Origin of the sequence: Flavobacterium sp. LC2016-12 (assembly GCF_015351595.1) — a bacterium.
In the GTDB taxonomy this organism is placed as follows: domain Bacteria; phylum Bacteroidota; class Bacteroidia; order Flavobacteriales; family Flavobacteriaceae; genus Flavobacterium.
In genome coordinates this window covers 1-14631 of record NZ_JADKPT010000011.1, presented here as the reverse complement: position 1 = coordinate 14631, position 14631 = coordinate 1, and the positions used below count along the sequence as shown (strand labels likewise).

8 protein-coding genes are annotated in these 14631 nt (G+C 31.9%); 7 read left to right on the top strand and 1 reads right to left on the bottom strand.

Annotated features, from left to right (window positions below):
- Window positions 1–91: 91 nt before the first annotated feature.
- Complete coding sequence (locus tag IRZ99_RS16125) at window positions 92–1837, bottom strand: ABC transporter ATP-binding protein (RefSeq protein WP_194658245.1); 1746 nt, start codon at window positions 1835–1837, stop codon at window positions 92–94.
- A gap of 373 nt (window positions 1838–2210) precedes the next feature.
- Between IRZ99_RS16125 and IRZ99_RS16120 the strand changes: the two genes are divergently transcribed.
- The 7 genes from IRZ99_RS16120 to IRZ99_RS16090 all read left to right on the top strand — a co-directional run bounded on the left by IRZ99_RS16120 (window position 2211) and on the right by IRZ99_RS16090 (window position 14536).
- On the top strand, window positions 2211–2960 hold the full coding sequence (locus IRZ99_RS16120; RefSeq protein ID WP_194658244.1) for a DUF5004 domain-containing protein: 750 nt from the start codon (window positions 2211–2213) through the stop codon (window positions 2958–2960).
- Window positions 2961–3376: 416 nt separating this feature from the next.
- Window positions 3377–4024, top strand: coding sequence for a hypothetical protein (locus IRZ99_RS16115; protein WP_194658243.1), 648 nt, complete (start codon window positions 3377–3379; stop codon window positions 4022–4024).
- A 253-nt stretch (window positions 4025–4277) separates the two neighbouring features.
- A complete protein-coding gene (locus IRZ99_RS16110; protein WP_194658242.1) occupies window positions 4278–5078 on the top strand; it encodes a hypothetical protein in 801 nt (266 codons plus the stop codon).
- Window positions 5079–5175: 97 nt separating this feature from the next.
- A complete protein-coding gene (locus tag IRZ99_RS16105; protein WP_194658241.1) occupies window positions 5176–6135 on the top strand; it encodes a GSCFA domain-containing protein in 960 nt (319 codons plus the stop codon).
- Window positions 6136–6325: 190 nt separating this feature from the next.
- Window positions 6326–11419, top strand: coding sequence for a translocation/assembly module TamB (locus IRZ99_RS16100; RefSeq protein ID WP_194658240.1), 5094 nt, complete (start codon window positions 6326–6328; stop codon window positions 11417–11419).
- Complete coding sequence (locus IRZ99_RS16095) at window positions 11403–13721, top strand: BamA/TamA family outer membrane protein (RefSeq protein ID WP_194658239.1); 2319 nt, start codon at window positions 11403–11405, stop codon at window positions 13719–13721. Before IRZ99_RS16100 ends, IRZ99_RS16095 begins: the two co-directional genes overlap by 17 nt.
- A 185-nt stretch (window positions 13722–13906) precedes the next feature.
- Window positions 13907–14536 carry a DUF4230 domain-containing protein gene (locus IRZ99_RS16090; RefSeq protein WP_194658238.1) on the top strand — a complete coding sequence of 210 codons (630 nt, stop codon included), beginning with the start codon at window positions 13907–13909 and terminating at the stop codon, window positions 14534–14536.
- Window positions 14537–14631 lie beyond the last annotated feature (95 nt).

Genomic DNA, 14631 nt, shown 5'->3' with positions numbered 1-14631 from the left:
GAGGATTTCTCCTTCGTCGAAATGACAAATAGGGCGTTTAATTGATTGTTGAAAAAACTTAGAACCTTAGTTCCTTAGCATCTCAGAACCTTTATTTACGCTCCCCAATTTGCTGACGCCACATAGCATAATACAAACCTCGTTCAACGATTAAATCTTCGTGTTTTCCCTGCTCGATGATTTTACCTTGTTCCAATACAAATATCTTATCTGCGTGCATTACAGTTGATAATCTGTGCGCAATTAAAACTGTGATTCTGTTTTTATCTGATATATTTCTGATTGTCGCATTAATTTCTTCTTCCGTAATAGAATCTAATGCAGAAGTTGCTTCATCAAAAATTAATAAATTCGGGTTTCTTAAAATAGCTCTGGCAATAGATAAACGTTGTTTTTCTCCACCGGAAACTTTAATTCCACCTTCTCCGATAGTAGTGTTTAAACCGTCTTCGGCGCGTCTTAATAATTTTTCACAGCTTGCCCTTTTTAAGGCATCATATAAATCATCATCGGTTGCGTTTGGTTTTACAAACAATAAATTTTCTCGAATTGTTCCTGAGAACAACTGTGCATCCTGCGTTACAAAACCTAGTTGTTTTCTTAGATCCAATAAATCAATTTCAGTTGAATCGATATCATTATATAAAACCTGACCTTCAGCTGGCGTATATAATCCTACCAATAATTTTACTAAAGTTGTTTTTCCAGAACCAGATGGTCCTACAAAAGCAACGGTTTCGCCTTGTTTAATGTCGAAATTAATGTTTTCAACCGCTTTGAATTTAGCTGTTTTATGTTGGAAACTTACATTAGAAAAAAGCAATGACTGAATTGCTCCAACGTGTTTTGGATTTTTTGGGCGGAATTCCTTCGGTGCACTCAATAAAGTTTTGAAGTTTTCCATAGAAACTTTGGTCTCATTTAAAGCAATAATGAAATTCCCCAATTCCTGTAAAGGACCAAAAATGAAAAAAGTAAAAAATACCATCGTCAATAAATCTCCCACAATAATTTTATTTCCGAATAAGAAATAGTAAAGAGTAAAAACCACGCAGGTTCTTAAAAAGTGAACTGTAGTTCCCTGAATAAAACTTAAACTTCTGATAAAACGAATTTTCTCCAATTCCAAATGCAGAATTTTAAAGGTATTTAAGTTCAAACGTTTCTCTTCCTGATAAGTTAATCCCAAACTTTTTACAAGTTCGATATTTCGTAAACTTTCAGTTGTTGAACCCGCTAAAGCATTGGTTTGGTTAACGATTTTCTTAGAAACAACTTTAATCTTTTTTCCTAAATAAGAACTTACCAGAGCAATAATTGGAGCCGTAATTAAAAAGATAATTGAAATACGATAATCGATTCGGGCAACGTAAACGATAACGAATACAAATCCGATTACGGTTTGAAAGATTAAAGAAATAGAAAGGGTAATTAATTTTTCAGAATCAGAACGTACTTTGGTTAGTTTACTTAAAGTTTCGCCACTTCGTTGATCTTCAAATTCTGCAAAAGGCAAATCAAGCGATTTTTTAATACCGTCGGTATACATTTGAGCACCAGTTCGCTGTATAACGACATTGGTAAAATAATCCTGAAAGTTTTTGGTAATTCTGGAAACCATTGCAGCACCAAGTGAAAGCCCAAGCCAGAAAGATAAAGATTTGATAAAACCAGTTGGATTTCCAGCATATTTGTGTAATCCGACACCGCAATCCTGCATTAATTTACCGGTAATAATAGAGTCTGATAAACTGAAACAAATGTTTATGGAAGCCATAATCAACGCAAAAAACAAAAGCATTTTGTGTTTGATTATATAAGAATATAATAATTTCATATGATTTTTTAGAAAAGTGGAAGATGCAAAAGTAAGCAATTGTTTGGGTTTGTGAAGTTGATTTTTGTTATTAAAAATGTAATTTTTTTTAAAGGTGAAAATTATCAGTGTTTTTTTTAGTCTTGAAAGTTTTAATTCTTATGGCACATAATTTCAAATACTAAAGCAATTAATAACAAGAAAAAGACTATATTATTTGCGAAAATTATTTGCTTTGGTTATTTTTACTCAGCTACTTGTTTATTTATGTTGTTTATTTTCAATGTGTTAATAAGTATTTGAGTTATACTAAATATTTTGTTGTGGAATCCCGTAAGGTTTTGATTTTATGTTGTATTACTTTGCGGCATAACCAAATTTAACCTAAATTAAAATGAAAAAATTTTTATGCCTATTTAGTGCTTTGTCAATGATGCTTATTGCTTCTTGTTCAAGTGATAATTCTTCATCAGATTCTGGTATTGATACTACCATTAAACCAACAAAAATTATTCATCTTACTTCTGATAATTCTCCAATTTATACTAGAGAGGTGAAATATGTTGGGAACAAAATAGTAAGCGAGATTGATGATGATGGTTTTGAAATTAAATACACTTACACAGGAAATTTAATTACAAGAGTTGAAGTATTTCAATCACCTACAGTTCTCAAAAATACTATAGAATATACATATGTTAATGGGAAAGTTAGTGCTGAAATTTTAAGATGGCCGAATGTAACAAGTTATTCGGAAACAAAATATACACATAACACAGATAGTACAATTTCTTATGAAGAAAGACAAATTAATCCAACACTTGACGATATTGTTTTAGCATCTGGAAAACATACTTACAAAAATGGTAATTTAATAAAGACTGAAAGAAAAGATAATGAGGAGAATATTAAAACGGTATTGTATGAATATGATACAAAAAAAAATCCAAGGAGAAATATTTTAGGTATAAATCTTATAATGTATAGTGTATCTGATTCATCATTTAATAATTTAGTTAAATGGACTGATAGTTCATTTGGTGAATCAACATTTTCTTATTTATATGATAATAATGGTTTTCCGACTGAACATAAACATTATATAAATGGAGTTATTTATGAAATAGTGCAATATTTTTACTAATCATTAGTATTTTAAAATTTTTACTTAACCAAATCCTTCTGTATTTGGTTTTTTTATTGGTGAAAAATTCGTGATTCAATAAAAACCCATGCAATTCATAACCCAATCCCATTATCAAAATAAAATAATGTGATTGATTATAATTCGAAATTATTGTCTTTTAGTTATTTTTTGTAAGTAAATATTTAATTTTATTACCCATAATAATTTCAATTATATTTGCAAACCGAAAACAAATACCAAAATTAATGAAAAAACTTTTATTACTTTTTATTGCTTTAAATTTAGTATTTACATCATGTTCTAATGATGATAATTCTACTAATAGTGATAATTCTCCACAAGATGCCTTAATCTTACCTAAAACAATATCATATTCATATTCTAATTCACCAGAAAGGAATTATAAGTCAATAATGACTTATGATGGAAATAAGGTTGTAAGTATAGATGATGGAACTTCTAAAAGAAAATTTATTTATGATGGAAATTTCATTGTAAAACAATTGAAATTTAATGTAGATTCTCAAGGAAAAGAAACTAAAGTGAGAGAAACAACATATACTTATTCAAATGGGAGGTTAACGAGTAAAATTTCCAGAGTTTCCTTTTCTGAAAGCGAACCAAACGGAGCAGATTTTGTTAAATGCGATTATACTCATAATCCAGATGGGACAATTTCTTGTATTTCATATATGCCTAATTCTACTGAAATAGATTATACCGGAATTCTTATTTATAAAGAAAATAATTTGATTAAAAGAGACATCGATGTTGTTTCAATTCCTGATTATGGACATGAAGTTGATATTTATGAATATGATACGAGAAATAATCCTTTTAAAAATATTTTAGGTTTTAATCTAATCTTGCAGGAAATAAATGGGTATGGTAGTAACAATGTTATAAAGCTGACAAGAACTATTAAGAATACACCATTTTACATTGTACATAAGGCAAATTATTTATACAATGATAGTAATTATCCAATAAAAGACAACTCGGTAAGTAATATATCACAACAAGAAGGTGAGTACACATTAGATATAAAGTATACCTATTAGACTTAGACATAAATTTTAATTGTCTAAATACTTGTGTATTTGGTTTTTTTATTGGTAAAAATTGGTAAAATTCTTGTCTCAATTCAAAGCCATGCAATTCAGAACGCAAATCCCACTATTAAAATTCAATAATCCAATTGATTATAATTCGGAATTATTGTCTTTTACTTATTTTTTGTAAGTAAATGTTTGATTTTTATTACCCATAAAAATTTCAATTATATTTGCAAACCGAAAACAAATACCAAAATAAATGAAAAAACTTTTATTATTTTTTATTGCTTTAAATTTAGTGCTTACATCATGTTCTAATGATGATAATTCTCCTAATGGTGGTACTTCTACAGAAGATACCTCGATTTTGCCTAAAACCATTTCTTATATATATCCATCGGTCTATTTGGGTACAAATAGTAAAAGCACTTTAACTTATGATGGCAATAAATTACTAAGTAGTATTAAAGACGGTTCAAAAACGATTTTTACTTATAACGGAAATGTAATTGTAAAACAAGAAAAATTTAATATAGATACAAAAGGTGTTGAAACAAAAGATACCGAAGTTTTATATACTTATCAAAATAATAGATTAAAGACAAGAATCATTAGGGAAGAATTTAGCACTCAATTTCCAGATGGGCAGTTTATTGATAAAACAGTATATACTCATACTTCTCAGAATTTAAGCTCGTTTACAAGGTATTCAGTTGATCCTGGTACTAAGAAAGAAACAAAAGGGAGTGAAGGAAATTTGACTTATAAAGATGGAAATCTGGTGAAAATTGAACAAATTAACGATTCTTCAACTGCTACAAGAACTTATGAATATGATACTAAAAATAATCCGCTCAAAAATATTTTAGGATTTGATTTGTTATTAAATGAAATCAGTGAGTTTGGAAAAAATAATATTGTAAAAACAACTGCAGGAACTGTAGATACTACAAGTTACTTAACGACATATATTTATAATGATAAAAACTATCCAACTAAACATACTTCATTTGCAGGTGATGGTAAATCAATAGAATATGAAATTGAATACACTTATTAAGTAAATAAAATTTTGAAATAAATTAAAAACCAAATACTTCTGTATTTGGTTTTTTTATTGGTGAAAATTGGTGAAATTCGTGTCTCAATTCAAAGCCATGCAATTCAGAATCCAAATTCCGCTATCAAAATCCAATAATCCAATCGATTATAATTCGAAAGTGCTTTCATTTGGTTCGTGCTTTGCAGAAAACATGGCGGAGAAATTTGATTATTTTAAATTTCAGAATGAAACCAATCCGTTTGGGATAATCTTCAATCCGGTTTCGATAGAGAAAGTAATTGAAAGAACGGTTTCTGAACGCTGGTTTGCAGAAAAAGACGTTTTTTTTCATAACGAACGCTGGCATTCTTTTGAAGTACATTCGGATCTAAGCAATTCCGACAGACAGGAATTACTCGAAACTTTAAATAAAGCTATTTCAGAAACCAACAAGCAATTAAAAGAAGCGACACACATTATCATCACATACGGCACATCCTGGATCTACAGAAATCTGGAAAGCGATGAAATTGTTGCTAATTGCCATAAAGTCCCTCAAAAGCAATTCTCAAAAGAATTATTGCCGGTTGATGTGATTCAGAAAAGCATCGAAAACACAATCGATTTAATTCAGACTATAAACCCCAACATAAACTTCATTTTTACCATTTCGCCAGTACGACACATCAAAGACGGCTTCGCAGAAAATCAACTAAGTAAATCACATTTGTTTACAGCGTTGCATCAGGTTTTAAAAATTTACAATTCACAATTTACAATTCACAATTATTTCCCTTCGTACGAAATCATGATGGACGAACTTCGTGATTATCGTTTTTATGCGGAGGATATGTTGCACCCAAACCAAGTTGCAATTGATTTTATCTGGCATAAATTCAGTGAAAATTATATGGCAGAAGAAAGTATTTCTCTAATGCAGGAAGTCTCAGAAATTCAAAAAAGTCTCCGCCACAGAAGCTTCAATCCCGAATCAGAACAACATCAAAAATTCCTTGCCAATCTTCAGAAAAAAATAAATGCGTTAGGCGAAAAATGGCCCAACATTAAATTTTAAAAAAATCTTCGTGCCTTAGCACCTTCGTGGCAAATCTCAAAAAGTAGGAAAATAATTATTTGTTCGTAAAATTCTGGAATAATTGAGCGAAATTATGTAAATTGTTAAAGTTTAAATTTTTCAATTTTGTAAACTGTAGAAATACAGCCTTATAATAACGCAATTTTAATCTAACGTGTTTTATTGACGTATGAATACCAAAACAATTCATTTTCTAAAAAAAACACTACGTATACTGCTTTGGTGCGTGGGATCTATAATTGCACTTTTATTACTTCTCATTATTTTAATTCAGGTTCCTTCAGTACAGAATTTCGTTAAGGATAAAGCGATAACCTATCTGCACGATAAGATTAAAACCAAAGTTGCATTAGATCATATTTCAATTAAATTCCCAAAAGATGTAGTGCTGGAAGGTTTCTATTTTGAAGATCAAAAGAAGGATACTTTGCTTGCTGGTAAACGTTTAGTTGTAGATGTCGATTTGTTTAAATTAGTAAGCAGTGAATTGGAAATCAACTCGGTTTCCTTAGAAAATACGACAGCCAATATTTCCAGAAATAAAAACGGCGTTTTCAATTTCGATTATATCATAAAAGCTTTCGAATCAAAAGAACCAGAAGAACCAAAAGATCCGGATAGCAAGCCATTCAAGATATCGGTCGTAAAAGTAAATCTCGATAACATAAAATTCAATTTTAAAGACGATTATTCTAAAAATGATGTTCGTGTAAAACTGACGCATTTTGATACGAAATTCAATGAATTCGATTTGGATCAAATGAATTTCGATATTCCGAATATTGCTTTAAATGGATTACGGGTTGTTTTGAATCAGGATGTTGTAGAGAAGATCGCTGAGGTTTCAGTAAAAACAGTTGATACAATTTCAAAAAGAAAAGACTTTAGTTTAAAACTCGGAAAAATCAGTTTATCGCAAATTGATCTTTTATATGATAACAAAGATTCCAAATTAGACTCAGGGATTAAACTCGGTAATCTGGATTTATCAGTCAATAAAATTGATATGAACAATCAGTTTTTAGATTTTAATACTTTCGAAGTGAAAAATCTAAAAGGTAATTTGCGTTTAGGGGCAAAAGACAAACAAATTCAGGCGCCAAGTTTGGATACAACTTCAATCAAACAATCGGGCTGGAAAGTAAAACTGGCTGATGTTAATTTAGAAAATATCGCTTTCAAATTTGATGATATGCAATCTAAACCGCTTTCAAAAGGAATCGATTACAGCCATATGGATTTGGATAAATTCAATTTTAAAGCCGAGAAATTGTATTACGGAAATGATACGATTTTGGGAAATATAAAAGCACTTGCCGTAAATGATAAAAGCGGTTTGCAAGTTCAGGCTTTAAAAACCGATTTTTTCTATGGGCCTAAAAATGCTTCTTTAGAGAATTTGTATTTAAGAACACCACAAACCCTTCTTCAGAATAAAATTAAAGTTGCCTATCCTTCGCTTGAGGCTTTAAAAAAGGATATTGCGAATTTGAGCCTGGATGCAAATTTAAATCAATCGAAAATCGGATTTAAAGACATTTTATTATTTGCTCCGGATTTACAGAAAACAAATCCGTTTAAAAGTAATCCAAACGCAATTTTATATTTGAATACACGCTTGAGCGGAAAAGTAAAAGATTTGACTATTCCACAATTCGAAATGAGCGGAATCGGGACGACAAAAGTTTCCCTTTCGGGGAAAATAAAAGGTTTGCCTAATGCTCAAAAAGCGTATTACGATTTAGATATTAAGAAACTTTCAAGTACTTCAAAAGATATTTATGGATTTGTGCCGGCGGAAACCATTCCGAAAAATATTCAATTGCCTTCTCAGTTGAGTTTGCAGGGAAAATTCAAAGGTTCGGTGCAGAATTTCAAAACGAATCTGGCTTTAAACAGCAGTTTTGGAAATGCAAAAATTGATGCTTTATTTGACCAACGCGTTAAGAAAAGAGAGAAATACGATGCAACCGTTTATTTATTGGATTTCGATTTAGGCAGATTAATCAAAAACGATTCGATTGGAAAAATTACGCTTAAAGCGAAAGTAAAAGGCAAAGGTTTGGATCCGAAAACAGCTCAGGCTGATTTTGATGGTTTGGTTCAGAAAGCTGTTTTCAATAAATATACCTATAGAGATTTAGCTTTAAAAGGAAATATCGAAAACGGTTCATTCGCAGTTAAATCAGGAATGAAAGATCCGAATTTGAATTTTGATTTAGTTGCTAGTGGAAATACAAAAGATAAATATCCGGCCATTCAATTAAAATTAAACCTGGATATAGCCGATTTAGAAAAACTGCATCTGCATGCGGGCCCAATGAAACTGCGTGGAAATATCGATGCGGATATCGCCAATAGTAATCCTGATTTTTTAAACGGAAAAGTGTTTCTTTCCAACATTCAGGTTTTACAGGACAAAGAACCAATTGTTTTAGATTCCATTAGAGTAATTGCTTTTTCAGATGAAAGCAGAAATAACATTAAAATTTCTTCTCAATTTTTGAAAGCGGAAGTGGATGGAAAATACAAATTGACAACTTTAGCATCGGCCATAAAAAAATCATTGTCAAAATATATCGATTTAAAAAATCCGAAAGTAAATGGTGAATCAGATGAACAACGTTTGGCTTTCACATTGACCGTTGACAACGATCCAATTCTTTTTAAATTAGTTCCAAAATTAACAGGTTTAGAACCTCTTAAAATCGAAGGGAAATACAATAACGTAACTGATTCTTTAGAAATTAAAGGAACGATTCCGAGAATTGTTTATGCCGATAACACAATCGCAGACGGAAAAATAAATATCGAAGCAAAAGAAAATGCATTAGAATATCAAATTTCCGTAGCCACAATTGAAAGCGGTTCTTTGAAAATTCCGTTTACGAGTTTATCAGGAAAAATCGAAAATAATATTCTGGATTATGCATTAGAAGTAAAAGATGCAAAAGACAAACAACAGTATTTTATTGCCGGCGTTTTTAAAGCTGAAGATTCTAAAAACATCTTCAAAATCGATGCAGAGAATTTCGTACTGAATTATGACAAATGGAATATTGATCCTGAAAACGCTATTGAATTTGGCGGAAAAAGACTTTATGTCAATAAATTCTTTATAGCGAATTCAGGAAACGAACTTAAAATTCAATCACAGGGAACTCAGGATAACGCACCACTGCAAGTTGATTTTGTAAACTTTAAAATCGAGACGATTATGAATATCGTCAAAAAAGATAAATTGTTAATGCAAGGTTTGATTAATGGAAATGCTGTTGCCGAAAATGTAATGACAAAACCAACTTTTACTTCAGACATAAAAATTGATGATTTTGCTTTTAAAGGGGAACCGGTTGGTGATATTGCAGTTAAAGTCGATAATAAAACCAATAATGTACTGAACGCTAATGTCACACTGACCGGCGAAGATAACGACGTAAATCTAACAGGAACATACGCCATTGCCGATGGAAATTTGGATTTTAATCTCGATCTGAATAAACTCAACATTAAAAGTATTCAGGGTTTCAGTATGGACAATATTAAAGAAGGAACAGGTTATTTATCAGGAAATTTCAAAATTACAGGAAATGCCAGCGCACCAAAAGTTAATGGGGAATTGAATTTTAATGATGCCGGTTTCAGAGTGACGAAATTCGATTCGTATTTTAAAACAGGCAATGAAAAAATTACACTTCAAAATGATGTAATTACTTTTGACAGTTTTACCCTTAATGATGAAAATGATAATAAGCTGACAATCAACGGAACAATTAAATCAGCAGATTATACCAATTTTGATTTCGGATTAACCGTCGTTGCGGATGACTTTAGAGCGATACATTCTAAAGAAAAAGATAACGATTTGTTTTATGGAGATTTGATTTTAGATACCAAACTGAACATTAAAGGAACACTTGAAAATCCTGTTGTTGGCGGTAGTATCAAAATCAAGGATGAAACTAAATTTTCAGTTGTTTTGCCACAGTCAGATCCATCAATTGCAGATCGAGAAGGAATTGTTGAGTTTGTAGACGAAGATAATTTGTATCTAAAACAAACGGCTGCGATGAAAGAAAAACTGGATCAGTCAGAGTTATTAGGTATGGATGTGAATGTAGCAATCTCAATAGATAAAGAGGCTGATCTTACGTTAGTAATCGATAAAGGAAACGGTGATTATCTGAATTTAAAAGGGGAAGCGGAATTGACAGGTGGAATTGATCCGTCAGGAAAAACAACTTTAACGGGTAAATATGAATTTTCAGATGGTGCATATGAAATGAATTTCAATATGATCCGAAGAAAATTCAACATTCAGAAAGGAAGTTATATCATCTGGAATGGGGAACCAACAATGGCGAATGTAAATATTACAGCGATTTACAAAGTAGAAGCAGCGCCAATCGATTTACTCGGAAATCAGTTAGGGAATGACTCTCAAACTGTTAAAAACACCTATAAACAGAAAATACCGTTTCAGACTTTATTGAAAATGAATGGCGAACTAATGAAGCCGGAAATCACGTTTGATATTGTCCTGCCGGATGGAAATTATGATGTTTCATCTGCGATCGTAGAAACTACACAACAAAAATTGGAACAATTGCGACAAGAGCCAGCCGAATTAAACAAACAGGTTTTTGCCCTTTTATTGTTGAACAGATTTATTGGTGAAAATCCGTTTGCAAGCGAAAGCGGCGGAACGAGCGCCGAATCATTGGCCAGACAAAGTGTGAGTAAAATTCTGTCTCAACAGTTGAATGACCTTGCTGGAGAATTGATCTCCGGTGTTCAATTAGAATTTGATTTGGAATCTACAGATGATTATACAACAGGAACGAGAGAAAACAGAACAGATTTAAATGTTGGAGTTTCTAAAAAATTACTCGATGACCGTTTAAAAATTACGGTTGGAAGCAGTTTTGCCGTTGAAGGTCAGGAACGCGCCAATGAAGAAAGTACCAATATTGCCGGCGACGTGGCACTTGATTACCAATTAACAAAAGACGGTCGTTATATGCTTCGTGCTTATCGAAAAAACGAATATCAGGTTGCAGTTGAAGGTCAGGTTATTGAAACCGGAGTTGCTTTTATTATTACGATGAGTTACAATAGATTTAGAGAGCTCTTTCATAGAAGTTTGGCAGAAAAAGAAATGATTAAAGAAGAAAAACTGCGCAAGGAAAAGAGAAAACTCAAAGAAAAAGAAGAGAAAGAGAAAGACGAAAATCAATTAGAAGGAGATGAGCAAAAAACATAGCAATATAAAAACGAAATATATCAGGTATTTTATTGCGCTGTCCTTATTTTTTGTTTTTGGATGCAGTAATACAAAATATCTGCCAGAAGGCGAATTATTGTACACAGGCGGTTCTGTGACGGTAAAAGATTCGGTTATTAAAAAGAAGGACAGAAAAGAACTGGAGAAAGAACTGGAAGATTTGTTGCGTCCTAAACCAAACAAACAATTTTTAGGATTACGTCCTAAATTATGGATATATAACATTGCCGGCGAACCTAAAAAAGAAAAAGGCTTTCGATATTGGCTTCGAACAAAAGTGGGAGAACCTCCTGTGCTTTTTAGTAAAGTTGATTTAGATTATAATGCATCCGTTTTGCGAAATTTTACCGAAAATAGAGGGTACTTTAAAACACGTGTCAGCGCCGATTCAACAGCTAAAAATAAAAGAGCTACAGCAGAATATACGGTAACGCCAAAACAACAATACATCATTAAAAGTGTGACTTTTCCGGATGATTCTCTGGCCATGTCAAGAATAATTGGAAGATCAAGCCGAAGGAGTTTATTGAAAGTAGGTAAACCGTATGATTTAGATGTCATTAAAGCGGAAAGAGAAAGAATAGATGCCAGACTTAAGGAAAAGGGATACTATTACTTTAATCCGGATTATATTTTAGCTCAGGTAGACAGTACAAAAGGCGATCATGAAGTAAAAGTCAGACTGGTTATAAAACCTGATACACCGCCGAAAGCGCTTACAGCCTATAAGATTAATAAAATTATTGTGTATCCGAATTTTTCGATTTCGAAAGACAGTTTGAAATATACCAAAGAAGATGTAGTTCAATACAAAGATTTTACGATTATTGATACCGCAGATACTTTTAAACCAAGAGTTTTTGACCGCGCCATTTATTTCAAAAAGGGGGATTTATATAATAGAAAAGATCACAATTTAACGCTGAATCGTTTTGTGAATTTGGGAACTTTTAGTTTTGTGAAAAATGAATTTAAACCTTCTGACAGTTTGCCGAAAACTTTAGATTCTTATTATTATTTAACGCTATTACCGAAGAAATTTATTCGTGTTGAGGTTTTGGGAAAAACCAATTCGGCCAGTTATACAGGAACAGAAGTTAATGTCAATTGGAACAACAGAAACTTATTTCGTGGTGCCGAATTGTTGACAGTTTCTGTTTTTGGTGGAGCCGATTTTCAACTTTCCGGAACCAATAACGGTAAGAATATTTATAAAGTGGGAACAGAAACCAGTTTAACCTGGCCAAGATTTATTGTTCCGTTTTTTCATGTTGAAGGTTCGAGCGAATATGTCCCAAGAACCAAAGCAACAGTGAGGTATGAATATCAAAACAGAACACAATTATATGCTTTGAATTCATTTAAAGCGTCATACGGTTATTTATGGAAAGAGAATGTTCGAAAAGAGCATCAATTAAATATAATGGATGTTACCTATGTGAGTCCGAATAATGTAACACAGGAATATTTGGATGATATTAAAGACGATGCATCGCTGGGAAAAGTAATTGAAAAGCAATTGATTTTTGGTCCAACATATACTTATACGTACACCAATACAATGCAAAAGCGTAAAAAGAATACGTTTTATTTTAGCGGAGAAGCTGATTTGGCAGGAAATGTTACGGGTTTAATTACCGGAGCAAATGTCAAAAAGAACGATACAATCAAAATATTTGATGTTCCTTTTAGTCAATACGCAAAATTTAGAGGAGACTTCAGGCATTATTTAAAACTTGGAAAAGAAAGTCAGTTGGCTAGCAGAGTTATTCTTGGTGTTGGAATTCCGTACGGTAATTCAGGTGTGTTGCCAACATCGAAGCAATTTGTAGTAGGTGGAACCAATAGTATTCGAGCCTTTAGAGCAAGATCAATTGGACCCGGAAGTTATTTGAATACTGAAACTTCAAACAATTATTTGCCAGATCAGTCAGGAGATTTGAAGTTGGAATTCAGTACCGAATACAGAGCGAAGCTTTTTAGTATTGTAAAAGGTGCTGCATTTATTGATGCCGGAAATATTTGGTTGATGAATAAAGATCCGGATAAACCAGGAGCCGAAATATCTAAAGATTTTATGAAAGAAATCGCAGTAGGGGCAGGTGTAGGTTTACGATTTGATGTTTCTTTCTTTATTCTAAGAACCGATTTGGCTTTTCCACTAAGAAAACCTTATCTACCTGACGGCGAAAGATGGGTAATCAAAGACATTGATTTTGGAAGCGGACCCTGGCGAAAAGAAAACCTGATTTTGAATATTGCTATTGGATATCCTTTCTAGAAAATTTATAAAAATTAGCCACAAATTGAGCGATAGTGAACAGTCGAAGCAATTCGCGAATTTAATTTTTGTGTAATTTGACGTTAATTTATCCATTTTGCATTAAATAAAATTCGTGAATTCGTGGCGAACTTTTGATTTACATTATTAAAAAAAGAAGTAAATTAGTCTAATAAAATAAAGTAATGCAAAATACACTCAAAAGAATTTTAGTTTTAGCTTCAGTCGTTTTCTTAATCATTTTGGCTTTCAAATTTTGCCAATTTAAAAAAGATGATGATAAGGATATTGAGTACAATACCAATTTAATTCAACAACAAATTCTAAATGTGGGTAAATTAGTTGTTACCGAAGGGCATTTTTCAGAAGTAATCACGTATAAAAATCAGCAGAAATATTTTTTGGATATGGTTTCTTTTGAGAAGAAAGCATTAGTAGTTGTCAATGCAAATGTTACGGTTGCCTACGATTTGCACAAAATGAAATACGACATCGACGAAAAAAATAAAACAATCACGATTTTAAATATCCCAAAAGAAGAAATTACCATCAATCCTGATATTAAGTTTTATGATGTTGAGCAAAGTCAGCTGAATCCATTTACTGGAGACGATTATAATAAAATCAATAAATCAGTAAAAGCGAATCTGGCAAAGAAAATTGAAAAATCATCCCTAAAAATAAACGCTCAAAACAGATTAATAAGTGAATTGTCTAAGATTTTGATTTTGACGAATTCCATGGGTTGGAAATTGCAATACAACGGCAAAACGATAGAATCTGAAAAAGAATTTAATCAGGATTTGAAATTGTAAAAGGAGGTTCAAAGGGGCAGAGATCCAAAGGTTCAAAGGTATTTTTGCAATCTTGTCATTTCGATTTCTATGATAAAACCAAATCTTTTTGATAC